Raw genomic sequence first — 26,237 nt, forward strand, 5'->3', positions numbered from 1 at the left:
TATTTAGTAGTTGTAGGAGAGAGTGATTGAGCCAAAGGCATGGCCTTTGCCTTGTTGTTTGAACTCCTTAGTGCGATGCACCAGTGCAACTGATACTTTCCAGTTTTCATAAGTGCTAGCGATACCAATGGCTCCGTCGGCTACGAAGTGCTTTTTACTAACCGAGTGGCTATTGCGGAAGGTATTGCCATCGAGAAAAATATTATTGAGCACGATACGACCATCAATAGAGATAAAGCCGTGTAGGCCTATACTTCGGCTGGTACGGGTTGCTCCTGGCGAGCTGTTATCACCACCTGGGCGCAGCGCTGATGTGCCGAAATCTTTGGGTAGGTTCCAGCCAAAACGCATTTCGCCGCCGGCGTTTAAGTAGCTGGCCACATTACCTATGCTGCCGCCATAGTGGCTGATGAAGTCATAACCTAGACGGTTATTCAACGCCCAGCGCCATGCTTGTTTCTCTTCGTAGATTAGCTGGACCCCAAGCTCGTTCTCTAGCTGATTATCCCAGCCTTCAAACGTTTCGATACCACGTAGCTCGTGTACAAAGTCCTGAGTCTCGTGGGCAAATGAGGCGGGGCCCACAATACCCAAATTGACCTCAACCGATTTAAGCTTGTTTGCGGTTGCTGCGTGAAAACCAAAGCCTGCATAAAGCCAGCCGGCGTAGGGCCGGTCATTGAGATCGAGGGTTGTACGTTCGGCATCGGATGGCGTATACATCTGTTGGCCTAGCGTGAAGATAAACTTACGGGTTACCTCGTCCCCTAGCGTCTCGGGTACCGGGTAAAAAGGCTCAAGAAGCGTGTTTGCTTGACGTAACCATACAGGGACGCGGGGATCATCCAGATAGCTGGTGACATCGGGCGATACCGCTGACATCCTGACGCCATTCGTGTAGCTGCGGTCTGTGTTGGCAAACAAGTCATTCTCGAAATAATAGTTTTGCGTCCACTCGGAGGCCATAACCGGCGCGCTGGCTGCTAATGCAGCTATCGATAAGGTTCTCTTTAGCATCATATTAGAAGTAGGTTCGTCGTGCTGGTGGTCGTCTGAGTAACAGGCGGCTGGCTATTAAAATCAGCAAAAAGAAGAGCAGCATGGCAACATCCGCAAGATTCAAACCGTAGAACTGCCAACTCGGCGGAATGCACTCGGTACCTGCGGGTAGGTATGGAGCAATATGTGTTTGAAAGAGGGGGATGCCCTGTAGAGCATCAAGCCCAAGCGAACACTCATTAGGTGCAAACGACGCGCTGAGCCAATGATACCTAACCGACGCTGCCATTCCTGCCGCTGCAATAAGTAGCGCGATGAATGCCAAAATGCGCTGGCCCGTCACCCAAGGGTTTAGCAAGAATGAGATAACAAACAGGATGCTCAGACCCAATAGGCTAGCTCTTGCTATTGCGCAAAGGCCACAATCGATACCTTCCAACACGGGCGCTAAGCTAATAGAGGCATAAGCTAACCCACAGCCCGATAGAGCGAACCCTAGCAGGTTGAGTCGTCGGTAAGAGAAGATTACATCGTCGATTGTAGCCACGGCAGATTACTTCCCTAAATTACGGTTTGCGGTACCACTGACCGGCAGGTGACTTCAAATAGCTACCGGAACCTGCGCGTTCATAAAGGCGCTGTGCAATACGTGCTTCGATAACGCTACGCTCAACGCCTGCTTTGCTGGCACTTTGCTGGTATGCGGTTGCTCGCTTTTTGTTGATCGAATCGATCAGCGCACGGACATCACCGGAGGGGCTGGCGGTAACACTGGCAAGATAACCTTGCTGCGTTTCACCCACTAAACCTTTGGCTTTTGCTTCATCTAAGGAAAGCGCCCAAGCGTTCGTGAACAATGTGCTGAGTACCATTGTTAACAAGATCTGTTTTATCGTACGAGGCATCTGTCGGGTCTCCTTAGAACAGGTCACTTTGGTCATCAAGCAGTTGGTCAATCTCGCGATCAACTTTAACCAATATCTCATGCTCAATTTTGACATTGAGGTTGATGGTGATGGGTTCATTAGGAACCGCGACTTCGACGCGCGGTGCGCAGCCCGCCAATAGCGTGGCTCCGACAAAAATCAGGCTGATAACCGTAAGCCTTTGCTGCATAACTATCTCCATGACGGCAGAGTGGGTCAACGATAACGCTTTTCTATTTGTTGCGTCAATTTGTCGGCAAACTGAAGCGTTTCTAATAATTTAAGTACGTTTTCTTCAATATTGATCGAAAAATTAACCGGTTGGCCTTGGTTCCAATCTGGGTTCGTTCCCTCTATGCGTGTAGCCAGCAATAACGAACCGTCAGGTTCATAGTTTGCTTTTGCAGAGAGGTGATTAAAGTGAAAATTCTCAAGAGCGTCTAGGGCTACACCTAAACCAAGGTTTTGTTGACCTAGTGCTTTGACGCTTGCGTCGGGCTGATATTGAACGACACCTGGGGCGCGTGCGGCGAGGGTTCCGTTAACGACCCGGACCCCTGATGGCATGAACTGAAGGGGGAGTTCGCCATCAAGGATACCATAGCCTGTAAGGCCGGGTTGTTGTTCTAGTAAGAGTATCTCCTGTAGAGAAAGTTCCGAAATTTTTACGCTGGCGCTAATTTTTTCTGCATCCAGTCGGGTAAACAGAGGCAACACGCTCGCACGGCCGCCGAGTAACTGTAAATGGGCGTGTTTGAGGTCGAGACTAGGTTTTTGAGTAATATTGTTGAGGCGTAGTTCGAGTGTTATATCGGTAATGGGAGTGCCAACTGCCAAGGTATCGATATTCGCCTTGAGGGATTGGTCGAGGCGGCTACCGCGCAAGAAGGTGGTTCCTGATAAAAATGCTTGTTGGAGTGCTTTGTTTTCCAGCACCAGCGCAAGGTTATTCAGGCTGTGATGCAGCTTGCCATCTAAGCGGCCTTGGCGCCATTCAAATGCCCCGTTATGAGCATAGGTACCCGATAGCACTTTTAGCTCATCAGGAATTTGTTTCTTTATCTCTTTCGGGAGTATCGCTAACAGTGTTGCGGTGCTATCAGCGAGATTAAATTCCGCCAAGCGCCAGCGTGCATCGGCAACATCAGACGTTGCATTATAAGTGACGGCGCCAGCACCTTGAGCGGGAATAGAGGGCAGCGAGACCTCTAAGCCAGCTTTAACATTGGGCCATGCGATGTAAGTAGATCCAGATAAGCCGATGGGTGGCGCTGTTGTTTGCCCGCTCTGTATCACAAATGGGCTGGCCGATAGTGTGGCATTGGCGCTGAGTTTTGTTGGTGCGATATTCTCGAGTGTTAACGAGATGTCCAGCGCTTTAATATGCGCCGTATCGTATTTGAGCTGCTCCAGATTAAGCGCGACATGCAGCGGTGACAGCACAGCTGTGAGTGGCTGATCAACGGGGAGCTTCACACTAAACGGGGCCGTGAGATTGGCTATCGCGCGCGTGGCATGGACTTCATGTTTGATCTGCGCTAACTGCAGCGTAGCTGTGTTTAGGGTCACATTAAACTGGTCGATACCCTGTGATTGATGAGATAGCGCTGCTTCTAACTGTGTTTGTCCGACAAAGGCGAGTGGTTTTGGGTGGCTAGCAATCAGTGTGTGGCGCCCAGAAATGGCGAGTGCTTTGAGCCACTGTGTTACATCGCCAGTAAAGTTTCGACTGACCGCAAGGCTTGTAGACCCTTTTAGACTGCCACGGGTTTGATCAAATTTCCGTGGTAGTGTCTGCTGATATTGTTGAGCGACCTCAGAGGATAGTCTTGCAAGGCCCTGAAGCTGTAACTGATAGCTGAGCTTAGTTTGCAGCGTTGCTTCGTGCAGAGATAGCTCAATATCGCTATTAAAAAAGCGTTGGTTGCGCTCCAGTAGCGCCAGAGTGGCGCGGTTATTGGCACTAACCGTGATGTCGGCACGGACCACCTGTTTATCTGCTACGTTTGCTAATACGCGAGATAATAGCTGGGTTTGTGTAAGGTATACGTTGCCATCGAAGCGTAGCTTAGGTTGCGTGGGCGCGAGCCAAGTTAGCTGAAGCTGGCCAATGACGAGTTCCTCGGCGGGAGAGAGTTGCATCCATTCGTTCGGCATCAGTAGCGACAGATCGAGGGGGGAGCTTTCCGATATATTGGCTGGCGGCTCGCCCGTGAGCTCAACCGTTAAACTGGCTTGGGGTATCTCAACGCGCGTTAAGCGCTGCTCCAAGATTAGGGTTAACGGTTCATAAGATACGGTAACAGGCCCAACTTCGAGCGTTGATGTGCGGTCTTGTGTGATTTTTTGGGCGCTTAGCTGGCTAATACGTAGTTGGCGGAACTCAGGGTATCCCAGCGCGAACTGCGGATTTGAAAAGCCGCGATCAAGTAGCCAGCTCTCTACTGCGGACTTGGCAAGAAAGGGCAGGGAGATGTAAAGCGCTACCGGCAGCACCATCAGCATCGCTGTGAAGGCTAGCAGCCACTTCCTCATCCCGTACTCCTTTGTGTTCGGTGGGCTTACATTGCATCAAGCATTAGGTCATCGAGATGCTCAATCGCCATTTTTAGAGTAAAGATCAGATCTGTGTAGCGATCTTCATCTGCTTCGATATCGAGGTCACCCAATCGTTCCGCTGTTTCGTCAAGTGATTCACCCTCGCAATTGATTTGGTGATCCCTTAAAAGCCAGTAGATTAGGCCATTGACTTCGGCTGGTGTCTGAACGCTGTCGATATCACTTAGCAACTGATCACGGATATCGCGCAGTATTGCCATCTCGGCTGCATCGTCCTCGGTGGCAACATAGTAGCGTAGAACTTGATCAGCGTTTTCCAGGGTTTGGTTGCCCACAGTCCATGCCATTAGCGGAGCTTCCTAACAACGTTGATGCCATCACGTACCGTTAAAAATACGTTTTCTACGTCAGGGTCCGCGGCAATCATACGGTTAGTTTCGACCAGTGTGTCGTCGATCTCTGACTCTGGCTGCAGCACCTTGCCCGACCACAAAACGTTATCCAGAATGATGAGGCCACCCGGGCGGGTCAGTGCTTTGACTTGCTCGTAGTAGTTTAAGTAGTTGCGTTTATCAGCATCGATAAAGGTGAAGTCCAGTGGGCCGTCTAGCTGTTCTGGCAGCGTTTCGAGCGTATCGAGTGCGCGGCCAAAAATAACCTCGATCTTATGGCCATGCTCGCTGCGATCAAAGAACGTTTTCGCGTAGTCAATCGCGCGTGGGTTTGTTTCACAGCAGATAAGCTTGCCGTCTTCTGGCATCCCTTCGGCGATCGAAAGTGCAGAATAACCGGTAAACATGCCGATCTCGAGTGCGCGCTTGGGTTGATGTATGGCTGCCAGCATCTTTAACGTACGGCCCACCAAGCGGCCAGATAGCTTCTGTGGCCAGCCCATGTTCTCATTTGTGCCGTCAATAAGCTCTTGCAAAAGTGCAGGCTCCTCGCCGGTATTAAGAAAGGCGTAGTCATCAACAGCTTCGTTTACCAGGAACTCCATAAAGCGGGAAATCTCTCTTTACTGTGGGAAGCGAGGGAAGGCCTCGCCGCCTCTGAATCGGTTAGCAAAATAATTTCGCGATTATAGCACTTCTTTCGATATGGCTGGGTAGCGCGAAGCACTCTGATCACACCTGATTTGCGTATTGGTAATATGGGTAGCGTAGGCTTAGGGTTTCACTAGGTTTTACTCTACAATAGGCAAAATTTTTTTGGCGGGAGAGCGTTGTGGATCCGATCTTTGTTTTTCTTTTTAGCGGCTTTGTCTCGATGTCGGCTGCGTTGAGCGCAGGGGCAATAAATAAAATTCCTGAAGCTGAGCGTGAGGGCTGGCTAGCAAAGAGAAATAACCAAGTGCTGGTGGTGCTGCTCGGTAATCTAGCTGCGTTGACGCTGGTCGGAGCGATGGCCTATGGTGTGCTAAATCTGACGTGGTGGTTCCCGTGGGTGTGCTTATTCATCTCTTTCCCCGTGGTGCATTTAGTGCTGTTTCAGCGCTTGCTGGGCGATCTTAAAAATCTGCTGTTTATGGGCGCATTGGTTGTTGCAGCTATTCCAACGCTTTACTACTACTGGCAGTAGCATGTCGCGTCTGGTGGCTGAGATAGGTGTGAATTAAGTCGAAATCGTCACTATTTGATGCCATCAATCGGGTGCGCTCTGATCTGGAGAGTGCATCCTGTAGCCTTCTTTTATCTGCGCTGCTAAGTGCTCCTTGCGCTGTGAGCGCTTCAGTCATATCCAAAATTTCTCGCTCAAGCGTGTTGGTTATTGCTATTGCGCATCCATGATTAAGCGCATCATTGGTGGGCATCTCTTGGAGTGTGGTTGCCGCATTTTGCAGCATTACAAATGTCAGCATATCGGGTAGGCTCTGCTATTTTATCTGTATAAATATACAATATTGGTGTGGCTAGTTGCTTTATCTGGTCAGGGTGGGTGAAAAGCAGCATCGTATGTTTGCTCTGTAATAAGAGGGACGCTTTTGTTTAATAGTGGTTCACAAGAAAGTTGGGTGCTTGCAGGCGTTTTGTTGCTCTTGCTGGTGGTTGCGCTCCTAGGTTGGTGGCTCGGCAGTCGCCGCCATCGCGAGGCTTATACGGCATTGCAGACGGAGCTTCACCAGCAGGCGTTGAATGTTGCCGGTATGGAAGCGCAACTGCGCCAGCTAAGCACGTTGCCCGATGAGCTGGAAAACGCTCGCTATGTGCAAACAGATCTTCGTGAGCAGTTAGCGATTCGTCAGGCGCAGGTGGCGGAGCTAGAGGCCCGTTTGCACGCTGACCGAGAGGCAACCGAAGAGAAGGTGCTGCTGCTGACTCAAGCACGGGATCAGTTGAAGCAGGAGTTTCAGGCACTGGCTGCGCAAATTTTTGATGAAAAGACCCAGCGCTTTGCAGAGTCGAGCCAACGTGAGATGGGGATGATGCTCAATCCTTTGCGCGAGCAGCTCGGCGAATTTAAGCGCCGGGTTGAGGATGTGTACGTTAGGGAGGCAAAAGATCGGCGCGCCCTTCATGCTGAGATCACGCAGCTCAAGCAACTAAATCAGCAGATGAGTGAAGATGCGGTCAATCTGACCCAAGCCCTAAAAGGCGAGAATAAAACGCAGGGTAACTGGGGTGAAATCATTCTTGAGCGCGTGCTGGAGGAGTCAGGGCTGCGCAAAGGTCATGAGTATCAAGTGCAGGTCTCGCTTGCGAGTGAGCAGAGCCGCTATCAGCCCGATGTCATTGTGCATCTCCCTGATGGCAAGGATGTTATTGTCGATTCGAAAGTCACGCTCACAGCATATGAGCGTTATTGCAGCGTATCGTCAGATACTGAGCGGCAGCAGCACCTCAAAGCGCACCTCATCTCGCTGCGTGGACATATCAAGGGCTTAGGCAACAAAGCTTATCAAAAGCTCGATGGCGTGCGTTCGCTCGATTTTGTGCTGATGTTTGTGCCGGTAGAAGGCGCGTTTTTAACCGCGTTAGAGGAGGATCCTGAGCTTTTCCGCTACGCTTTTGAGCAGAATATTATGCTGGTGAGCCCGTCCACGTTGTTAGTAACGCTGCGGACAATCCAGAATATTTGGCGCTATGAGCATCAAAGCCGCAATGCGCAAGAGATCGCCAAGCGCGGCGCTGAGCTACACGATAAGTTTGTTGGCTTTGTTGAAGCGTTAGAGGATGTGGGTAAGCATTTGCAGCGGGCGCAAGGTGCGCATGACCAAGCGTATAAAAGGCTGTACCAAGGCCGAGGTAATCTCGTGCAGCAAGCGGTATTGCTGAATGAGCTAGGTATTAACGGGAAGAAATCTTTACCAAACGACTTAGTTGCTGCGGCATCTGAATCAACAGCGGTGGATGGTGTAGATCGGTCTGAGCCCGAATAGGGCAACATAAACATAATAAAAAAGGCCACATTGTTGTGGCCTTTTTTGTGGGTGCTTGGTTACAAGCTGCGGCGTAGCTCGCGATCAAACTGGAACTTGCGTGATGTTACATGCTCTTCCAGTCGGCGAATACGCTGATCAATGCTTGCCATACGTGCGCGGATCTCTGCAACACGGGCTGACGCCGGATGGCTCTTATCTAGCACTTTATCTTTTAGGTTTGCGTTGGGTCGATAGACAGACTCCTCCGCTTGGTAAGTCTGCTGACTTGGCCGGCTAGCGAGCAGAAAAACTGCTGCGATGTAGCCAAAGATCACCAACGGACCTGTAAACATAAAGAGAATAAAGATAGCCAGACGAACCCCGCCTGCTGACCAGTTCATATTCTCCGCAATCCCTGCGCAGACACCGCCAATCCAACGTGAACGTGTGCTGCGATATAGATCGATGTCGTAACCTCGGTATTTAGCTGAAAACATACAGCCTCCTTATTTTACGGCTTGCTCATCACGCCAGTTTGGGTGATCGGCATCCAAAATCGTCTCAAGTGTGCGCAGGCGATCTTCTAAACGATCAACCTCGGCTAATGCAGTCTCTAGTGCTTGTTTATCTTCGCCTGATAGCCCTTTAGCTGAGCGCCACTTACTGATGTAGTGCAGTACCAGCCAAAGCGGCAGCACTAAGCCTACGAAAATGACAGCCGGTACGAAGAAAAACACTAAACTAGACATAGTTATTCACCAGAATCCTTTTTATCCATGCGGGCTTTGAGTTTTGCCAGCGCTTCATCAATGGCCTCGTCGCGCTCAAGATCAGCGATCTCTTCGGCCAGATCTTTGCTGCCTAAGTCGTAACTTTCGACCTCAGCCTCCATGTTATCCATTTTCCGCTCGTAGCGCTCAAACTTCTCGAATGCTTCATTCAGCTTGTCGCGGTTAAAGCGGCGGCGAATTTCCAAGCGTGAGCGGGCAGACTGCTCACGTGCGAGCATCGACTTTTGCTTCGCTTTAGCATCATCCAGTTTGTGTTGGAGCTGGCTGATTTCGCTGTTCAAGTCTTCTAAGTGCGACTCAATAGCATCCAGTTCGTTGTGGCCTAGCTCTAGTGTTTCAGTTGCTGCCGCTTGCTCGGCCAGTGCAGCGCGTGCTAAATCCTCACGACCTCGTGTAATGGCTAGTGCTGCTTTTTGTTCCCAGTCTTCAGCATCTTGGGTCAGGGCAGCCATGCGGCGCTCCAGTGTTTTTTTATCAGCAATAACCTTTGCGGAGGTGCTGCGAACCTCAATTAGTGTCTCTTCCATCTCTTGAATCATCAGGCGGATCATCTTTTCAGGATCTTCCGCACGATCCAGCAGGGAGTTGATGTTGGCGTTAACGATGTCTTGAAAACGAGAAAAAATACCCATTGTTATCACTCCTTCTGTGTAAATGCCTCTCCAAGCATGTGCTCATGCCTCGAGGGCTATGGATGCTTTGATTTAGCGAACTCTATGCCAATTTTTTAAGTTATTGATATATATGAATTTTATAAAAATCATTAAAAATAAATGCTAATATTGGTTAATTTGACTAAAAGTTAATTAATTTTTTGGCTAACATTTAGTCTATGAAGTTAAATAATAAATCCATGATTGGCGAATCAGCTTTAATGCTGGATCTTGCAGACCATATCTCGCGAGTTGCTGTGCTTGATAAGCCGGTATTGGTGATAGGTGAGCGTGGAACCGGTAAAGAGTTGGTGGCAGAGCGTTTGCATTACCTATCGAGGCGCTGGGATCAGAGCTTCCTCAAGGTAAATTGCGCAGCTATGACCGAAAGCTTGTTGGAGTCCGAGTTATTTGGCCATGAGGCAGGCGCTTTTACCGGCGCATCTAAACGACACCTCGGCCGATTTGAGCGGGCAGAGGGAGGCTCGCTGTTTATGGATGAGTTAGGCACTTGCTCCCTGCGCGTTCAAGAGAAGCTGCTGCGTGTTATTGAGTATGGTGAGTATGAACGAATAGGTGGTCAGGCAACGCTGCAAGCGGATGTACGTCTTATTGCGGCAACGAATGCAGATCTACCTCAGTTGGCAGACAGTGGCGAGTTTCGTGCTGATTTGCTTGATCGGTTAGCATTTGATGTTGTTCATATTCCGCCGCTGCGCTATCGGCAAGAAGATATCCTTTTGTTGGCGGAGCACTTTGCGTTAAGTATGTGCTTAGAGTTGGGGCGTAGCTACTTTGCAGGTTTTTCTGACTATGTGCTGGATCAGCTGCGTGATTACTCTTGGCCCGGTAATGTGCGTGAGCTACGAAATGCAGTGGAACGTAGCATATATCGTCAAGATGATGAGGATGAGCTACTTAAAGAGCTGCTGCTTGATCCTTTCGCCGTGCCGTGGGCTGAGTCAAAAGAGGTGCCTGAAGCTGATGAGCCCTCCGAAGGAGATCAAACGACTGGCGCGGTTGATGAGCCGCAGTTGGGATTCGCGCAGCAAGTGGCTGCGTTTGAAAGGGGAGTGCTGTTAGAGGCCCTGAAAGCGGTGAACTACAACCAGCGTGATGCTGCTGAGGCGCTCAATATGACTTACCATCAGTTGCGCGCGCAGCTTAAGAAACAGCAGATGCTCCCGTTGCGGCAATTTTTGCGCAAAAACGCCGTCGATATTGCTAATGAATAAATTTCACTCAAAAACTAAGCTTAAAATCAAAAGTGGATTTTGATTTGTGATGGAATAATCAATATTGGTTTTTGATATTTTTGGAATTATTCAAAAATGGATTTTGATTTTTTGCATTTATTCAAGATTGAATTTTGATTTTTTTGATAATTTAGATTCACTTTTATTCATGTAGTTAATAATAATTTGCTGCGTTAACTTAGGTGCTTCAGTGTTCTATCTTATTGAAATGTGTAGATTTATCTAAAGTTATAAAAGTATGCGTCGATAAGCTATTGGCGATAGTTGATTATATTTTGTACATTAATAACGCGGGTTAATTCTTGAGTATGTAACTGGAATTAACCCAATGTTTGCATATAATTTGTCGCGAACTGAGTTTTAGATCCTTTATATATGAATGGTTGGCCCCATGGAAAATGAACACAACATGATAGTCGCGTTAGACATTGGCACCTCCAAAGTGGTGTGCCTAGTGGCTGATGTGCGTCCAGATGGCCAGCTCGAGGTGGTGGGTATCGGTTCGCACCCCTCCCGTGGTTTAAAACGCGGCGTTGTGATCAACATCGAATCCACCGTTAGCTCTATTCAGCGTGCGGTGGAAGAAGCGGAATTGATGGCCGGCTGCAAGATCCACTCCGTTACTGTGGGGATTGCGGGCAGCCACATTAGCAGTTTGAACTCCCACGGCATTGTGGCCGTGCGTGAGCGTGAAGTGACGGAACATGACCTAGAGCGCGTGATCGATGCTGCCAGTGCGGTCGCGATTCCCGCCGATCAGAAAATTTTGCACATCCTGCCGCAGGAATACTTGATCGACAACCAAGAGGGCATCAAAGAGCCGCTGGGTATGTCAGGGGTCCGCCTAGAAGCGAAAGTCCACTTAGTCACAGGTGCCACCAACGCGATTCAAAACATCGAGAAGTGTGTACGCCGTTGTGGTTTAGAGGTGGATGGGGTTGTGCTTGAACAGCTGGCCAGCAGCTACGCCGTACTCACTGAAGATGAAAAAGACCTCGGCGTCTGTATGGTTGATATTGGCGGCGGCACCACGGATATCGCGGTCTTTACCGCCGGTTCCATTCGTCACACCGGGGTGATACCGATTGCTGGCGACCAAGTCACCAGTGATATTGCCATGGCTTTGCGCACCCCCACGCAACATGCAGAACAACTCAAAATTAAGTATGCCTGCGCCCTTGCGCAGCTCGCCAGCGCTGACGAGACCATCAAGGTCCCAAGCGTGGGCGACCGACCACCGCGCGATCTGTCGCGCCAATCCTTGGCCGAGGTGGTGGAACCGCGCTACGACGAACTCTTTACCCTCGTGCAAGCGGAACTACGCCGCAGTGGGTTTGAAGATCTGGTGGCTGCAGGCATCGTACTAACCGGCGGCACCGCGAAGATGGAAGGGGTTGTTGAACTGGCGGAGGAGATCTTCCATATGCCGGTTCGACTCGCGATGCCGCACGGTGTTCGCGGGATGGATGATATCCTGCAAAACCCGATTTTCGCCACCAGTATTGGTCTGTTGCATTATGCCGCGGAGGGGGAGCAGCTCGGAGGCGCGTCGACGGCGCCACTACCGACGGCAGCATCCAGTAGCGGTCTGGTGAGCGAAGATCGCTCTAGCGAAGTGGAAGAACTACCCGTGCCCCAAGGGCCGGGCATGATCAGTCGGGTAAAAGATTGGTTTAAAGGGAATTTTTAGCCGTAGTCTCTCCCTTATTGGGGATAGAGTCGGTAAGATACAGACAACAATAAAACAGCACTTAAGAAAGCTGTAAGAAAAGCGCAAAACCTGAAGGAGATTAGATCATGTTTGAATTGGTTGATAGCTTGCCACAGAGCGCCGTCATCAAGGTAGTTGGTGTAGGTGGTGGTGGCGGTAATGCCGTTCAGCATATGGTGAGTACAGATGTTGAAGGCGTTGAGTTTATTTGCGCGAACACTGACTCGCAAGCGTTGCAGAATATGCTGGCAAAATCGGTGCTACAGATTGGTGGTGAACTCACGAAAGGCTTGGGTGCTGGTGCAAATCCAGAGGTAGGCCGTGAAGCCGCAGTAGAGGATCGAGACCATATCGCTGAGATGATCAGCGGTGCAGACATGGTATTTATCACCGCAGGTATGGGTGGCGGCACAGGAACGGGTGCTGCACCGATCGTTGCTGAAGTGGCGAAAGAGATGGGAATTCTGACGGTTGCCGTGGTAACTAAGCCATTCCCGTTCGAAGGCCGCAAGCGTATGAAGATCGCCGAAGAGGGGATCAAAGAATTAAAGGAAAATGTTGACTCGCTCATCATTATTCCAAACGAAAAGCTGATGCAGGTGCTAGGCCGTAACTGCAGCCTGCTGAATGCCTTCAATACCGCGAACGATGTATTGCGCGGCGCTGTGCAGGGTATTGCTGATCTGATCACACGCCCAGGTATGATCAACGTCGACTTTGCCGATGTGCGTACCGTAATGTCTGAAATGGGCATGGCGATGATGGGCTCAGGTACAGCAAAAGGTGATGATCGAGCTTCTGTAGCAACCGAAGCTGCGATTAACAGCCCGCTGCTAGAAGACGTTGATCTTAAAGGCGCACGCGGTATTTTGGTTAACATTACCGCCGGCCTTGATATGAGCCTAGGCGAGTTCTCTGAGGTGGGTAATATCGTTGAAGAGTATGCCTCTGAGAACGCAACAATCGTTGTTGGTACAGTGATTGATCCTGATCTGGCAGATGAGCTTAAAGTAACAGTCGTAGCCACTGGGCTTGGTCAGGCAGAAGCGCAAACACTGCAAGTGGCTAATGGTGGTACAACAACTCGAGCAGTTGCATCATCTCAGCCTGCAGCGCCTGCGCCAACATCAACCGATTTCAATCAGCTTGAGCTACCTGCCGTTTTACGTAACCGAGCAGAGGAGCGTAAGCGTCAGGCTTTGCAAGAGCAGGAACGTGAGAGCGTTGCACAATCGCAGAGCGTGTCTCCGCAAAAGACAGGCACTGATGATATGGACTTCCTTGATATTCCAGCTTTCTTGCGCCGTCAGGCAGATTGATTACCGAGGTCTATCGACCTTTCAGGTGCTTTAATGATTGGGCCGCTCTGATGAGCGGCTTTTTTTGTATCTGTGAAACACCACTTCTTACGCTTTTGCGCCACCGCGATAACTGCTCGGTGGAACGCCCGTCCACTGCTTAAATGCGCGTGTGAATGCGGCAGGCTCTGAAAAACCTAACTCTCTTGATATTTGGGCAATGCTTAGCGCGGGCCTGCTCAGTTGATGAATGGCATGATCTCGTCTTACGCGGTCCTTTAACTCTTGAAAGGTGGTTTGCTCTTCAGCTAATTTGCGGCGCAGTGTGCGTGTTGTCATATGTAGCTCGTCAGCAATGTTGTCCATCGAGCTTTCACCCACGTGTTGGCTCTCTTCTAAATAGTCGATGACTTTGCGGGTAAAAACAGGAAAGTAAGCTTGGCGCTGAAACCACTGAACCGGAGCATTTCGCAGATAGCTGCGTAAGCTGTCGGGTGTTTGAATCACAGGCAACCCTAGCGCCGAGCTTGGCAGTACAAGGCTATTCGTTGGTTGCTGAAATCTTGCCGGGCAAGGGTACATTAAACGGTATTCAGCAACATGTTCTGGCTGGGGGTATTCAAAATCAATATGACTGAGTGGAATGCGCTGTCCCACTAGCCAACTGGCAAAGCGGTGCCAAACCAGCATGAGAAACTCTCTGAGCGTGTGGTCTGGATCATGTTCAGGGAAATTGAGTTGAGTGGTAACTCGCGTGTTCACACCATCATCGATAAACGTGAGTTCTAGTCCGGGCGCAACGAGCGAGTAGAATTTGCATAGATGATACAGTGCCGAGCGCAGCGTACGGCAGCGTACCGCCTGCTTAGCCATCATCGCAAACACACCATAACGTGATGGTACACCCGCCATCCCCATCAGTTCATCATCACCTGCTTGCCAGAGCGCGTGCATTAACCCACCAAATTGGTTTGCAGTAATACGAAGCTGGGAATTGGTTAGCATTTCCCTATTGAGATCCGCCTTTTCTAACAATATATCGATATCAAGATGGTTACGCTCAGCTGCGGCAATCAGCGTTTTTGCAAAATGGATGGCAATAGTGTGATGGTCCGTACTCATGAGTATGCGGCTGTCCTTTTTTGCTATAAATAATGTCCATATAGGCAAAAAAAAGCAAGTTTTGTCTGTTTGTGTGTCCTTTAATGGTAATCAAAGGGCTTGTTTCGCAATTGCAGCAATCCGGCGCTACGGCGACACTAGATGTATCTGAAGTGTGTTAAGAGTTGGAGCCAAAATGAATAAGCGCGAAGTTGTGGTATTGAGTGGTGTGAGAACCGCCATCGGAACCTATGGCGGTAGTCTAAAAGATCAAGCAGCAAGTGACTTGGCAGGCATGTTAGTGGCCGAGGCGGTCAAACGTGCTGAAGTTGATCCGAGTACGGTGGGGCAAGCCGTCTTTGGAAACGTTATCCATGCGACCGCTCAGGATATGTATCTAGGGCGTTATGCTGCAATCAAGGGGGGCTTAGCTGAAACAACTCCAGCTCTTACGGTTAACCGACTTTGCGGAAGTGGCTTGCAGGCTGTGCTCTCAGCAGCCCAACAAATTGAACTAGGCGCTTGCGACACCGTGGTGGCAGGTGGTGCTGAGTCCATGAGCGGTGTTCCCTACTGGTTTCCAGCGGGCCGTTTCGGGCAGCGGATGGGGGATGCGGAGATGCTCGACCCAATGACGGCTGCGCTGCACTGCCCCTTTAATGGGATACATATGGGCATCACAGCGGAGAATCTAGCTGCTCGTCATAATATCAGCCGAGATGAACAAGATGAGCTGGCTGTGTTGAGCCACAACAGGGCTCAAGCGGCAATCGAAGCTGGTCATTTTACCAATCAGATCGTTCCTGTGACGATGCGTAAACGTGGTAAAGAGCTCACTTTTGCTCAGGATGAACACGTACGCTTTGATTGTCAGTTCAGTGATATGCAGGCCCTACGGCCGGTTTTTCAACGTGACGGTACCGTAACCGCTGGGAACGCGTCAGGCTTAAACGATGCCGCAGCCGCGTTGGTTATGATGGATGCAGAAGCCGCCGAGGCTCAGGGGCTAGCGCCCATGGCGCGCCTTGTGGATTACAGCGTTGTTGGCGTAGATCCCAAGATCATGGGGATAGGGCCGGTACCTGCGATCCAAGAAATTCTCGCTCGCCAAAAGCTCACGGTTGACGATATCGACGTATATGAAGTCAATGAGGCGTTTGCCGCACAAGCGTTGGCGGTTGCGAAGTCACTCAACTTACCAAGCGAACGGCTTAATCCGAATGGCAGTGGTATCTCGCTTGGCCATCCGATTGGCGCGACAGGTGCCATCGTTACGGTGAAAGCACTTCATGAACTTCAACGTGTGGGTGGGCGCTTCGCAATGGTGAGTTTGTGTATCGGCGGTGGCCAAGGTATCGCCGCACTATTTGAACGGGTTTAACTGTCTGCAAGGTCTCACTTGTGGTTGGCCAAGGATGGCCGTTTTTAACCCGCTCGTTGTATTGGTTATCTTTTGCACGCTCCTACTTAGAGAGCTGAAAAGTAGCAAGTTTTTAGCATAAATTTAGCCATGCCCCTTGCTGATCTCGGGAGATGCCGTTAATATACGCGCCACTTAACGAGGCGGCGCTAACGGCTTGTTAACGTATCAAAACGGTCAGGTGTCCGAGTGGCTGAAGGAGCACGCCTGGAAAGTGTGTATACGGCAACGTATCGAGGGTTCGAATCCCTCCCTGACCGCCATTTTCTTATCTCTTAAGCATTTCTACGTTTCTTTATTAGACCAACTCAATAAATTTTTGCGTCAAGCATTACCATTTATCTGATGTCATTTTGCGCACGTTTTGGCACCTGAAAATGCTTTGTTTTCGGCAAGGCTGAGTGCTAAATAGATCCCTCTTTATCGATTGGTGCTCATATCTGATAGCGCCTGAGCGCTGGCATAGTTGCCGTACTTGGACTGTGCTAAGCGCACCTTGCTCAACCTGCGGGTGAGTATAGCCTCACCTGCAACGCTATGCTGCCATCTCACGTTCAGTGCGCTTCTTATCATATTGGATATAACCGTTAGCAGCGGGGGCTATATAACTTTTTTCTGGCTTTCATAGTTCTATTTCCAGCGATGTTGCATGGCGTCGCCGGAGGGCATTGGGCGATGCTCGTTAGCCTCGCGAGCTTTCCGCTTATGGTTTATCACTTTCCATCAGGCCTTGCATTATGGGATTTCTCTTTCATTAGAATACTTGCGGAGCCTTAAATAGAGCGAGGTGAAACCTATTTATCCGAGGTCTTCTTAGTTTGGCCTCAAAGGTGAATCACCACTTCTTGTAGGTGCGTGTAAAAAAGTGTCGCTGAAGCTTAACAAAATATAAATAGAGTGCGATTATCGTCGTTCGATAACAATTACCCTATCAAAGGAAAGATAATGAGAGCGCTTAAATTAGGACTCGGGATCGCGATGTGTAGTGCATTACCCGCCCATGCTTTGGTTCAAGCTATTGTAACTCCCACCACACTCACAACTTTCGAGGGTGGTACAACCGTTCAGTATGCGGTGACACTTGACGATAGCCCAAGTGTTGGCGAAACAGTTACGGTTACTCCTAGCTCAACTGATGTAACGGAAGGTACAGTTTCTGCAGCGCTGACGTTTACTGCGGCCGATTTTGATGTGCCAAAGTATGTCACTGTGACTCCCGGCGCATCCGGGGATGGCAATGACGGGGATGTTAGTTATACCGTTACCAATATTGTTACCGCAACAGGCGGAACGGCCAGTTATAACGGCGCATCTGCGAACTCCGTTTCGGTGACGAACCAGAACGTGGACGGTGTTGCGACGCTTACCGTCAGCCCTAGTAGTGGCTTTCGTGTAATTGAGGGAGGGGCGGCACAAACTATCACCGTTTCTGCTGGGCCTGATGTTACCCCAACGAATGATGTCACGGTTAACCTCTCGACGGTATCGGGTGAAGTCGCGCTTTCTGCCGCATCGGTTACGTTAACGGCTGGTAATGGCTACTCAGCGACATTCACAATTACTGCGAACGACGATGCAGCCGTGGATGGTGATCTTTCATTTACAGTGGTCACCGCTGCGGCAGATTCAGTAGATCCTGCTTTTGATGGCTTTGATCCAGTTGATGTCGTAGGTATCGCAGAAGACGACGATACTCTGCCTCCACCACCGGTCAATGCTCAGAGCATCCCCGCCTTGGGCGGTCTCGGCCTTGCGGCACTTGGTTTGTTGCTGGGTGGGCTAGGTGTAACGCGCTTGAGAAAATAGCTGACTTTTAATACAAGGCTGCCGGTAGGCGGCCTTTCTCTTTACGGTTCTTGCACTCCTCTCGATACACTTCGGTGTTCGCACAGTACAACAACGCACTTTCCTATGCGGGTTGTGTGAACGAGACAGTTACCTATTCACCGGTAGCGCTTTTTCTGCCAATCACTAAATACATGCAATCAAATAGGCATGACGCACGTCTCTAAGAAACGAGTGGCCACTCAATCGGTTTAAGCGCAGCTGCCATCTGGCAGCATGATTGAATTCCCTGCGGGGAGAAACTCGCTTTATGCGGAGAGATAACAATGAAAAATAAAACACTCATCACAGCGACATTTGTGGGCCTTACAGCGATTGCAACAACTGCGAACGCAGTGCCTGATGCACCAAAAAACTGGGAGAAATGTGCCGGGATAGCGAAGGCGGGTATGAACGATTGTGGTGCGCTCGATGGCTCCCACGGATGTGCAGGCCAAGCGAAAGCAGACAACCTTGATACCGAGTGGGTGTATGTACCTGAAGGTCAATGCGCGAAAATTGCCGGTGGTGTCGTCGCTAAAGTGAAGCCTGCGAAGTAGGCGGTGCGATAGCGATATGGCAGATATCGATACACTGTGTCAGGGGGCAGGCTTAGGCCTGCGCTCTGCACATCTTCGCGAGGTATTGCGCACTAAACCAGCAATTCCTTGGTTTGAGGTGCATGTTTGTAATTATATGGGGGGCGGTCTTAGTCGGCGTTTGCTAGAGCAGGTGGCGCAAGATTACCCGCTGAGCTTTCACGGCGTTAGCCTCAATTTAGGTGGTACTGCGCCGCTGGATCGTGACTATTTGCAAACGCTCAAAGCGATGGTTGATCAGTTCAAACCTGGGCTTATTTCAGAACATGCCTGTTTTACCCAGCAGGCTGCGGTGCATTTTCATGATCTGTTGCCGGTTCCCTTTACCGATGAAGCTATTCGGCATATGGCGTCACGGATTAACCAAGTTCAGGATCAATTAGGACGATCAATACTGGTTGAAAACCTCTCTCGTTACTACCGTTATCCCGATGCAGGTTACAGCGAAGCGATATTTTTGCGAGAACTCTGTGAGGAAACCGGTTGTGGCTTGCTGCTAGATTTAAATAACGCTTATGTTAACCAACAAAATCTAGGAGAAACCGTTCATGATTTTCTTGCTGATCTGCCTCTTGAACGTGTAGGTGAAGTTCACCTAGCGGGCTTCAGCGAGATTGAAGGCCGCTTGATTGATACCCACGCCAGCGAAGTAAGCACGGATGTCTGGCAGATTTATGCGAACGTGATTCAAGAGCATGGTGCAATACCAACCCTAATCGAGTGGGATAGTCAGCTCCCTGAGTTCTCGGTGCTGAATCAGCAACGGTTGCAGGCCGAAGCGATTCTAGATGCCCACGCAGAGGTGGTGTGATGAGTTACCAAGATAGCTTACAGAGGTTCGCGGATGCGGTTTTGGCTGCGGATCCAAGCGTTGAGCCCTATCGAACCAATCTCATTTCAGGGCATGCTGCGGCGCTGGGTAATACCTTTAAACTGGTTAAATGTCTGCTAGGCGCAGAGACCTTTTCGCAACTTTCACACGTGTATGCCGCGCACTATCCGGCCGCTCATTGGGATATTAACCGCTACGGCGATCAGTTCAGCCGGTTTATCGAGGCACAGATTCACGGCCCGCGAGGCTCCTATCTTGATTGGTCTCTCTATAGCGATGTTGCAGCAATTGAGTATGCGATTACCGAGCAGTACTATGCCGATGATGAGGCGTATCCGAGCTTTGTCGTGCTGTACGCCCCCGAGAAACTAACGCTATCCTTACTGCAACAGCTGCATCTCGCTCACCCTTATACCGATATTTCCACAGATTGTGCTGGTGCTAAAGCACTGCATATTTATCGCCGTGGCATTGCACTTTACATAAATGGTGAAACGCTCTCGCCAAATGGGTATGCGGATGACTGAACTTGTCGATAAAGCACAGCTAAATAAGCTCTATCAGTATGCCTACGTGCTAAGCCAGTGTCCGTCTGATGCCTACGATCTGCTGCAGTCGGCGCTTGAGTCCTATCTCGTTACGGTGCAACGTGGGCGCGAAGAGATTAAAAAACCTGATGCTTACCTACGTACCCTGATTCGCAACCGCTATATCGATCACTACCGCCATGGTAAACGCTGGCAGCAGGAGAGCTACGAGGAGACCAAGGTTTACGATATTTCGCCGCTTGATCTAGAGTCGATCTCGATTACCGAGCAGGAGTTAGAAAATGTTTGGGGGCTGCTAAAGCCTCAAGAGCGCGAGCTGCTCTACTACTGGGCGGTGCTAGGTTACAGTACCGACGAGGCATGCGAATTGTTAGAGATCCCCCGTGGAACATTTTTGACACGCTTACACCGCTTGCGTAAGCGTTTGAAAGCAGAAAGATTACTTGGTTAGGAGGTGCGATGATGTTGCCAGATCGCCCTGAGAATACTTTTAAAGCGCAGGTTAAGCACCGCGTTGAGCAGGAAGCGTTGAACGCGGCGCAGCTCGATGATTTGTTGTCGATGCAGCAGGATCTGCTAAAGCACACCACGAAACCGCGTTGGAGAAGGCCGCAGCTGTTTGCCGCGGCGGCGACGGTCTGTCTGTTTATGTTAGCGTTTTTGAATTGGCCGCATGCAGGGCAGAGTGACCGATTGGCGGCGATCGCCAATGAGGTGGCCAAGAATCATCTGAAGCAGCGTCCCATGGAGCTAGACACACGTTCCATGGCAGCCGTGCAAAGCTTCTTTACAGAGTTGGAGTTTTCGCCAGTCAGCTCTAACTATCTGCAAGATCGGTTAGCTGAGGTCAAACCGCAATTGTTAGGTGCACGGTATTGCTCGATACAAGGCGTGACCGCTGCGCAGTTGCGATACGTGGGCTCAGCGAACGAAAAAAGCACACTGTACGAAGTTGGATATGATCCACATATTTTTGGTGATATACCCAAGATAGATCGCCAAGCGCCCATCGAAATGCAGGTGAAAGGCTTGAATGTCGCGCTTTGGGTGGAATCTGGCCTCTTAATGGCATTGATCGAAGAACCAAACCCACGCGTCATTGACAGGTAGTTAGATGCGATCCAGTGAGGTGCTGTAAGGCAAGTGCTGGGAGGTTTGGTGGTGCGGCCCAATATCCGTCTGCCGTTTGCGTATCGTACTGTGCTAATCAATATGTTATTCAATTAGGCCTTGTGTAATAATTCGCCACTTTGTATCTCGTTGTTGCAAATTATAATTATTATCAAGGAATAAGTATGAATAGGAATGTTAAGCTCGCTTCAGGATTATTGGCTGCTCTTGCGCTGGCCGGCTGCCAATCTAATCAAGTCATCGAAGGTGCTTTGAATGGCGCGCTTGGGTCTGTTGTTAGCTCAACCGGTGTATTAGGTAAAGGAACCGGCACGAGTACACGAAATGACGATTTCTTATCGCCGGGCCATGCGCGTAACAACTGCCGTTATCATAACGAAAACAAGTGTGCTGCAGATTTCGGCAAGCTAGAAGTGACGCACCAGCGCAACCGTGAAGGTGTTACGCTCGTGCGTTACGGTAACCTAGTTGAAGGTGCTAGCGGTGGCTTGCTAAAAGAGAGCCGCGTTTCGGAACAGATGTTTCCCTATATTGATGGCGGCTTTATCGCCTTTGAGCGCAATATCTACATCTCCAACAAGGCACGCGGTGTTCGCCCTGGCAAATATTACTTTAAAGGCCAGTATGGTAGCCAAGATCCACAACTTGCCGTGGGAGATATTACCATCAAGCCGGGTGTAACTAACGTTATCAACGTAACGTACGACTAAATGATTCGCACCAAAGCGCTGCTTTTAGGGCTTTGGTGCTTCCTTTCTGCACATTGATCGCCTCTTAAATACTCTACGTTTCTACCTCGACAGAAGTACCAATTGGGCTAGACTGGCTTGGTATTAACTGTTTGTTATTACCGACATTCGGACTGCTTGATAACGAGGGAATATTAATGAAGCGCCTAAACGCAGCTGTGATCGCTACACTGATTAGCTCATCCGCATATGCGGATTTTCAACCGCTTACATCGGAAAATATCACCACAACCGAGATGAATACACCAAGCTTTACTGAGAATATCTCGGGTGATGCGATTTGGTTGTGCTTGGATACCTTGAACGGCCCGCTGGTGGATGGGGATGTGTTCACCTATACGCTGTCTAATAATGCACGATTCGCATCAGCCACTATGAGCCTAGAAGAGGCCAAAGGGAGTGTCGGAACTGGTTCTGTGAGTTTTGCCGCCCAAATGCCAGCAGATGCAACGGGCCAGCAATCAGTTACTTTCACGGTGAACAACGCAGCAAGCATCTCAACGAATAATTTTAATACGCCCATAGGCCTTAGTTCGTGTGACGGCGTGATCCTTTCCGGCCAGACCATAGCAGCACAAGCGGTGGATTTTAGCTTTACCAACCCTTGGACAAGCACGCAGGTTACGTTAAATGCCACATTGCAACGTGGCGCGACAACGCTAACCACCGGCTCAGTGCTGCTTTTTAACTTGCCACAACCCCCGCGCCAGATTCCAGCCATCCCACTAGCAGGGTTGGTCTTGTTAGGTGGCCTATTAGGTGCTGTCGGCCTGAGAAAAGCCAAACAGCCAAAGCGCTAAAAGGCTAAGTGCAGCAGGCAAGTGCCTTGCTGCACATCTCTATTGTTGGCCAACCACCTCTACAATGATCTCGGCGATCAGTGCGCAGTCCTCTTTTGAAAAAGTCAGCGGGATACGCATGTCCAAAAGCGTGGCGAGTATTTGCTCGGTTTGCGTTAGCTTGGGCAACGTTTTGATGTAGCGCCAGCTATCGTAGCGGCTGGTGTAATCGGTTGGCTCGGCGCCTCCAAACCATTTTAGTACCACACCGCGCGCGGCACATTCATCGATAACGTGCTGGATTTGCGCTGGATTAAAGTTTGGTAGTGAGAACTGGATAGAGCTGGCCACAAACCCCTCTTTAGCAGGGCGCTTGGGTATATAAATATTGTCAGCCTCAGCAAGTGTACGTTCCAGTATGCGATAGCGGCGATTCCAGCGTGCGCACTGGGCGTCTAAGTCGGCCAGTTGTGGACGCAAAATGGCTGCCCGCAGGTTATCCATACGGCCACTGTAGTTGGGGGTCTCATAGCGAATCGTATCGAACGTAGCCGGCGGTGGCCCTTTAAAGTGGCGATCAAACAGCATGTATGACCCCGAGAGCATGATTGCCCGTGCCATCACATCATCATGGCGTGTGGTTAAAAAGCCGCCTTCGCCCGAGTTAATATGCTTGTAGGTCTGCATGCTGAAGCAAGCAATATCACCGAAGGTGCCGCTTTTTTGGCCGTTCCATGTCGCGCCCATCGTATGGGCGCAATCTTCGATTAAGAACAGGTTATAGCGTGCACAGATCGTCATAATTGCATCCATGTCCGCGATGTGGCCACGCATGTGTGATAGCAGGAAGTAGCGGGCCCCGCTGCTGGCCGCTTTGCGCTCTAAGTCGGCAAGATCGATACAGTAGTCTTGGGCAACATCCACCAATACAGGCACTGCGCCGCTGTTGTGGATGGCACCGGGGACAGGAGCCAGTGTGAAAGCGTTACACAGCACCTGATCACCCGGTTTGACACCGCCAGCACGCATAGCGATATGCAGCGCATATCCACCCGAAGAGCAAGCCAGAGCGTAGGGAACGCCTTGGTATTCGGCAAACTCGCACTCCAGTAGATCAGTTTCACTTTGCTCGTCGGGCAGTGTGTTGTAGCGATGCAGACGGCCGCTTTGCATCACGTTAATGGCCGCTTCGATACCCGCTGCTGGGATTGGCTCTTGCTGAGTGAACGACTTCTCAAAACATTTCATAGCCGCTCCTTAGTCATAGCGCTTCTGTTGATAGACGGGGAAATCCCACGTTTCATTCGGGAAGTACTTACGCAAACGCCAATCGCAGGCGCGAGCATGGCCCTCCATCCCCTCGGCTCGTGAGATGCGCGAGCCTGCCGCGCTGAACGCGTAGTTAGCGTCTTCGCTGATCTCTTGGTAGGTGAGGATTTTCAAGAACTTCTGCACATTTAAGCCACCGCTATAGCGAGCCACGCGCTTGGTGGGCAGAATGTGGTTAGTGCCAGAGCATTTGTCGCCATGAGTGACCGTGGCGCCTTCACCGAGAAAAAGTGAGCCGTAGTTGCGTAGATGATCGCGCCACCATGCTAGCTCCTCTGCGATCACCTGTAGGTGTTCAGATGCATACTCGTCACTCACACGGACACACTCCTCGCGGCTCTCACAGAGGATGATCTCGCCGTGGTTATCCCATGCGCTTTGTACCACCTCGTGGTTGGGCATGTCGGCAGCCACCTTTGGCATGATCTTGGCAACCTGCTCTGCAATTCGGCGGCTGGTTGTGAAAAGCCAAACCGGTGAATCATAGCCGTGTTCGGCTTGCGAGACTAAGTCCACCGCGATGGTCATAGGATCGGCGCTATCATCGGCGATAATGGCGGATTCAGTGGGGCCTGCGAATACATCAATACCCACCTCGCCAAAAAGTAGGCGCTTTGCTTCGGCCACATAGCCGTTGCCGGGGCCGACTAAAATATCCGCGGCTACGCCGGTAAACAGTCCTTTAGCCATCGTTGCCACCGCATGAACGCCGCCCATCTCAAGGATGATATCGGCACCGGCAAGGTCCATGGCATAGACGATGGCTGGGTGGATGCTGCCATCTTTTGGTGGCGAGCACGCGATGATCGTCTCAACACCGGCGACCTTGGCCGTTGCAATGCTCATTAGCGCAGACGCGGCGTGGGAGTATCGTCCGCCCGGTACATAGCAACCGGCACAGCTGACGGGAATCACCTTTTGACCTAGCTTGACGCCGGGCGTTGCTTCGATCTCAAACTCATTCAGGCTAGCGCGCTGCGCTTTGGCAAAGGTTTGTACTTGGTGATAGGCAAACTGGATATCTGCTTTTACTTGCTCCGGTACTTGAGAGATCAGTGCTGCGCGCTTTTCATCACTGAGCACAAAGTCGCCTTGCCAATTATCGAACTGGGCGGCGTACTCGCGTACGGCGGCCTCGCCATCGCGGTCAATGCGCTCCAGCATCTGCTTTACGGTTTGCTGTATACGTTCATCTGTTGTGGCGGTTACACCCGCCGTTGCGCGCTTGATGTATTCCATTGTCTAAATCCTCTATCGTTCTTCTTGTGAGGCTCGAAGTTTTGGTACTTTGGTTGAGCGGAGGCTTATCTCCGCCCATGCAATAGCTCCATACTAGGAGGAGTGCGCAGCAGCAGGCCAATGCCGTTTTTGGTACAGGCGGTTACTTTTTTGCATGGGCGTCTAGGTGAGACTATGGAACTGAAATGGTTAATCGACTTTATTGCACTCGTGGAGCACGGCAGTTTCTCCAAAGCGGCCCAAGCGCGCTTTGTAACGCAGCCTGCGTTTAGCCGCCGTATCCGCTCGTTAGAAAACTGGTTGGGTGTTGGGCTGGTTGATCGCGATAAATACCCCACCACACTGACAACCGCAGGTGAGGCTTTTGTTGAGCAAGCCCGCCAGATGATCAGTCAAACCTATGCGGTGCGTAATCAGATACAAGATATGGCCAGTGAGCGCGAGCAACTGGTGATAGTGGCGCAACATGCGCTGGCGGTATCGTTTTTCCCCGCGTGGATGACCACCCTTGAAGCACTCACTAATGGAGCGCTGGTGAAGGTGGAGTCTGGCAATTTGCACGATAACGTTGAAGCGTTTCTCGCAGGTAATGGCGATTTTTTGTTGTGCTACGCCTCTGAAGATATTTTTAGTCAGCTCCAACGAGAGGATGTTGAAACACTGCAAGTGGGTGTTGATCGGTTAGTGCCTGTTTCTGCGGCCAACACTGTTGGTGAACCGGTTTTACCGGTACCGGAGCAGGGCACGCTCAAGGTTTTAGGCCACCCTGCGAAGTCCTATTTTGGCCGCTTGTTAGCGCGTGAGTGCATACCTCATGTGCCCGCGCAGCTGAAGTTACATCTGGCCTGTGAGAACGCGCTGTCGGAAGCGCTCAAATCACTGGTGCTAAGTGGCTATGGTATCGCTTGGCTACCCCTTAGCTTGATCCGCCGCGAGTTAGAGCAAGGCCAACTGGTGCAACTGGACGAACCGCTGCGCTCGTTAGACCTATCCATCCGCTTGTATCGATTACGCCGCCCAGCGTGTCACGCAGCGGATCAGTTTTGGCACTACTTACAAGAGCTCTACAGCGGCACCTAACGCGTTGCCCATGCCGAAAAGTAACTGCTGCAAATAAAATCAGCATTGGAGCCTA

At 50.5% G+C, this 26,237-nt stretch carries 29 protein-coding genes and 1 tRNA gene; 16 read left to right on the top strand and 14 right to left on the bottom strand.

What is annotated here, in order from left to right; all coding sequences use genetic code 11:
• Positions 1–3: 3 nt before the first annotated feature.
• Genes E4L36_RS05910 through E4L36_RS05940 form a run of 7 tightly spaced genes read right to left on the bottom strand, consistent with a single transcriptional unit; the run spans position 4 to position 5,481 of the window.
• Complete coding sequence (locus E4L36_RS05910; protein ID WP_136679776.1) at positions 4–1,020, bottom strand: lipid A deacylase LpxR family protein; 1,017 nt, start codon at positions 1,018–1,020, stop codon at positions 4–6.
• A gap of 1 nt (position 1,021) precedes the next feature.
• Positions 1,022–1,546: a disulfide bond formation protein B gene (locus E4L36_RS05915; protein WP_136679778.1), complete on the bottom strand. Its 525-nt coding sequence runs from the start codon at positions 1,544–1,546 to the stop codon at positions 1,022–1,024.
• Positions 1,547–1,565: 19 nt separating this feature from the next.
• Complete coding sequence (locus tag E4L36_RS05920) at positions 1,566–1,904, bottom strand: YdbL family protein (protein ID WP_136679780.1); 339 nt, start codon at positions 1,902–1,904, stop codon at positions 1,566–1,568.
• A gap of 13 nt (positions 1,905–1,917) precedes the next feature.
• The gene (locus E4L36_RS05925) at positions 1,918–2,115 is read right to left on the bottom strand and encodes a YnbE family lipoprotein (protein WP_127695296.1); all 198 of its coding nucleotides are present in this window, start codon (positions 2,113–2,115) and stop codon (positions 1,918–1,920) included.
• Between the two features lie 26 nt (positions 2,116–2,141).
• Entirely contained in the window at positions 2,142–4,460 is a 2,319-nt protein-coding gene (locus E4L36_RS05930; protein ID WP_136679782.1) for a YdbH domain-containing protein, read from the bottom strand.
• A gap of 26 nt (positions 4,461–4,486) precedes the next feature.
• Positions 4,487–4,831, bottom strand: coding sequence for a hypothetical protein (locus E4L36_RS05935; RefSeq protein WP_136679784.1), 345 nt, complete (start codon positions 4,829–4,831; stop codon positions 4,487–4,489).
• The gene (locus E4L36_RS05940) at positions 4,831–5,481 is read right to left on the bottom strand and encodes a class I SAM-dependent methyltransferase (protein ID WP_136679786.1); all 651 of its coding nucleotides are present in this window, start codon (positions 5,479–5,481) and stop codon (positions 4,831–4,833) included. Before E4L36_RS05940 ends, E4L36_RS05935 begins: the two co-directional genes overlap by 1 nt.
• Before the next feature lie 227 nt (positions 5,482–5,708).
• Between E4L36_RS05940 and E4L36_RS05945 the strand changes: the two genes are divergently transcribed.
• The gene (locus E4L36_RS05945; protein WP_127695288.1) at positions 5,709–6,062 is read left to right on the top strand and encodes a hypothetical protein; all 354 of its coding nucleotides are present in this window, start codon (positions 5,709–5,711) and stop codon (positions 6,060–6,062) included.
• Here the strand turns inward: E4L36_RS05945 and E4L36_RS05950 are convergent.
• A complete protein-coding gene (locus E4L36_RS05950) occupies positions 6,031–6,342 on the bottom strand; it encodes a hypothetical protein (RefSeq protein ID WP_136679788.1) in 312 nt (103 codons plus the stop codon). The two genes, E4L36_RS05945 and E4L36_RS05950, sit on opposite strands and share 32 nt — an antisense overlap.
• Before the next feature lie 123 nt (positions 6,343–6,465).
• Between E4L36_RS05950 and rmuC the strand changes: the two genes are divergently transcribed.
• Complete coding sequence (gene rmuC / locus E4L36_RS05955) at positions 6,466–7,860, top strand: DNA recombination protein RmuC (RefSeq protein WP_240770681.1); 1,395 nt, start codon at positions 6,466–6,468, stop codon at positions 7,858–7,860.
• Between the two features lie 59 nt (positions 7,861–7,919).
• Here rmuC and E4L36_RS05960 read toward each other — a convergent pair whose 3' ends face one another.
• Genes E4L36_RS05960 through pspA form a run of 3 tightly spaced genes read right to left on the bottom strand, consistent with a single transcriptional unit; the run spans position 7,920 to position 9,265 of the window.
• Positions 7,920–8,339 carry a PspC domain-containing protein gene (locus tag E4L36_RS05960; protein WP_136679790.1) on the bottom strand — a complete coding sequence of 140 codons (420 nt, stop codon included), beginning with the start codon at positions 8,337–8,339 and terminating at the stop codon, positions 7,920–7,922.
• A gap of 9 nt (positions 8,340–8,348) precedes the next feature.
• Positions 8,349–8,591: an envelope stress response membrane protein PspB gene (pspB, locus tag E4L36_RS05965; protein ID WP_136679792.1), complete on the bottom strand. Its 243-nt coding sequence runs from the start codon at positions 8,589–8,591 to the stop codon at positions 8,349–8,351.
• A 2-nt stretch (positions 8,592–8,593) separates the two neighbouring features.
• Positions 8,594–9,265: a phage shock protein PspA gene (gene pspA / locus E4L36_RS05970; RefSeq protein WP_127695280.1), complete on the bottom strand. Its 672-nt coding sequence runs from the start codon at positions 9,263–9,265 to the stop codon at positions 8,594–8,596.
• Between the two features lie 200 nt (positions 9,266–9,465).
• Between pspA and pspF the strand changes: the two genes are divergently transcribed.
• From pspF to ftsZ, 3 genes are all read left to right on the top strand, one after another.
• Positions 9,466–10,521, top strand: coding sequence for a phage shock protein operon transcriptional activator (gene pspF / locus E4L36_RS05975; protein ID WP_136679795.1), 1,056 nt, complete (start codon positions 9,466–9,468; stop codon positions 10,519–10,521).
• A 412-nt stretch (positions 10,522–10,933) separates the two neighbouring features.
• Positions 10,934–12,232, top strand: coding sequence for a cell division protein FtsA (gene ftsA / locus E4L36_RS05980; RefSeq protein ID WP_136679796.1), 1,299 nt, complete (start codon positions 10,934–10,936; stop codon positions 12,230–12,232).
• Between the two features lie 107 nt (positions 12,233–12,339).
• Positions 12,340–13,572, top strand: coding sequence for a cell division protein FtsZ (ftsZ, locus tag E4L36_RS05985; protein WP_127695545.1), 1,233 nt, complete (start codon positions 12,340–12,342; stop codon positions 13,570–13,572).
• Positions 13,573–13,659: 87 nt separating this feature from the next.
• On the opposite strand, the gene E4L36_RS05990 is transcribed toward ftsZ, so the two are convergent.
• On the bottom strand, positions 13,660–14,673 hold the full coding sequence (locus E4L36_RS05990) for an AraC family transcriptional regulator (RefSeq protein ID WP_136679797.1): 1,014 nt from the start codon (positions 14,671–14,673) through the stop codon (positions 13,660–13,662).
• A gap of 175 nt (positions 14,674–14,848) precedes the next feature.
• Here E4L36_RS05990 and bktB point away from each other — a divergent pair, with 175 nt between their 5' ends.
• The 10 genes from bktB to E4L36_RS06040 all read left to right on the top strand — a co-directional run bounded on the left by bktB (position 14,849) and on the right by E4L36_RS06040 (position 22,555).
• A complete protein-coding gene (gene bktB / locus E4L36_RS05995; RefSeq protein ID WP_136679799.1) occupies positions 14,849–16,033 on the top strand; it encodes a beta-ketothiolase BktB in 1,185 nt (394 codons plus the stop codon).
• A gap of 214 nt (positions 16,034–16,247) precedes the next feature.
• A tRNA-Ser gene (locus tag E4L36_RS06000) sits at positions 16,248–16,335 on the top strand.
• A gap of 682 nt (positions 16,336–17,017) precedes the next feature.
• Positions 17,018–17,878: a hypothetical protein gene (locus E4L36_RS06005; RefSeq protein WP_136679801.1), complete on the top strand. Its 861-nt coding sequence runs from the start codon at positions 17,018–17,020 to the stop codon at positions 17,876–17,878.
• Between the two features lie 305 nt (positions 17,879–18,183).
• A complete protein-coding gene (locus E4L36_RS06010) occupies positions 18,184–18,456 on the top strand; it encodes a DUF2282 domain-containing protein (protein ID WP_136679803.1) in 273 nt (90 codons plus the stop codon).
• A 16-nt stretch (positions 18,457–18,472) separates the two neighbouring features.
• Complete coding sequence (locus E4L36_RS06015) at positions 18,473–19,306, top strand: DUF692 domain-containing protein (RefSeq protein WP_136679805.1); 834 nt, start codon at positions 18,473–18,475, stop codon at positions 19,304–19,306.
• Positions 19,306–19,854 (top strand): DNA-binding domain-containing protein, encoded by a 549-nt coding sequence (locus tag E4L36_RS06020; protein ID WP_136679807.1) that lies wholly within the window; start codon positions 19,306–19,308, stop codon positions 19,852–19,854. The genes E4L36_RS06015 and E4L36_RS06020 overlap by 1 nt, the downstream gene beginning before the upstream one ends.
• Positions 19,847–20,326, top strand: a complete 480-nt coding sequence (locus tag E4L36_RS06025) for a sigma-70 family RNA polymerase sigma factor (protein WP_169051488.1) — start codon at positions 19,847–19,849, stop codon at positions 20,324–20,326. Before E4L36_RS06020 ends, E4L36_RS06025 begins: the two co-directional genes overlap by 8 nt.
• Positions 20,327–20,334: 8 nt before the next feature.
• Complete coding sequence (locus tag E4L36_RS06030; RefSeq protein WP_136679811.1) at positions 20,335–20,985, top strand: hypothetical protein; 651 nt, start codon at positions 20,335–20,337, stop codon at positions 20,983–20,985.
• Between the two features lie 185 nt (positions 20,986–21,170).
• Positions 21,171–21,716, top strand: coding sequence for a hypothetical protein (locus tag E4L36_RS06035; RefSeq protein WP_136679813.1), 546 nt, complete (start codon positions 21,171–21,173; stop codon positions 21,714–21,716).
• 176 nt (positions 21,717–21,892) lie between these two features.
• Entirely contained in the window at positions 21,893–22,555 is a 663-nt protein-coding gene (locus E4L36_RS06040) for a hypothetical protein (protein ID WP_136679815.1), read from the top strand.
• Between the two features lie 39 nt (positions 22,556–22,594).
• Here the strand turns inward: E4L36_RS06040 and E4L36_RS06045 are convergent, their stop codons facing one another.
• Complete coding sequence (locus E4L36_RS06045) at positions 22,595–23,782, bottom strand: aminotransferase class I/II-fold pyridoxal phosphate-dependent enzyme (RefSeq protein WP_136679817.1); 1,188 nt, start codon at positions 23,780–23,782, stop codon at positions 22,595–22,597.
• A gap of 9 nt (positions 23,783–23,791) precedes the next feature.
• Positions 23,792–25,102, bottom strand: coding sequence for a histidinol dehydrogenase (gene hisD, locus E4L36_RS06050; RefSeq protein ID WP_136679819.1), 1,311 nt, complete (start codon positions 25,100–25,102; stop codon positions 23,792–23,794).
• 174 nt (positions 25,103–25,276) lie between these two features.
• On the opposite strand from hisD, the gene E4L36_RS06055 reads away from it, so the two are divergent.
• Positions 25,277–26,182, top strand: a complete 906-nt coding sequence (locus tag E4L36_RS06055) for a LysR family transcriptional regulator (RefSeq protein WP_136679821.1) — start codon at positions 25,277–25,279, stop codon at positions 26,180–26,182.
• Positions 26,183–26,237: the final 55 nt, after the last annotated feature.

Source organism: Neptunomonas sp. XY-337 (assembly GCF_004959845.1).
Classification (GTDB): domain Bacteria; phylum Pseudomonadota; class Gammaproteobacteria; order Pseudomonadales; family Balneatricaceae; genus Neptunomonas; species Neptunomonas marina.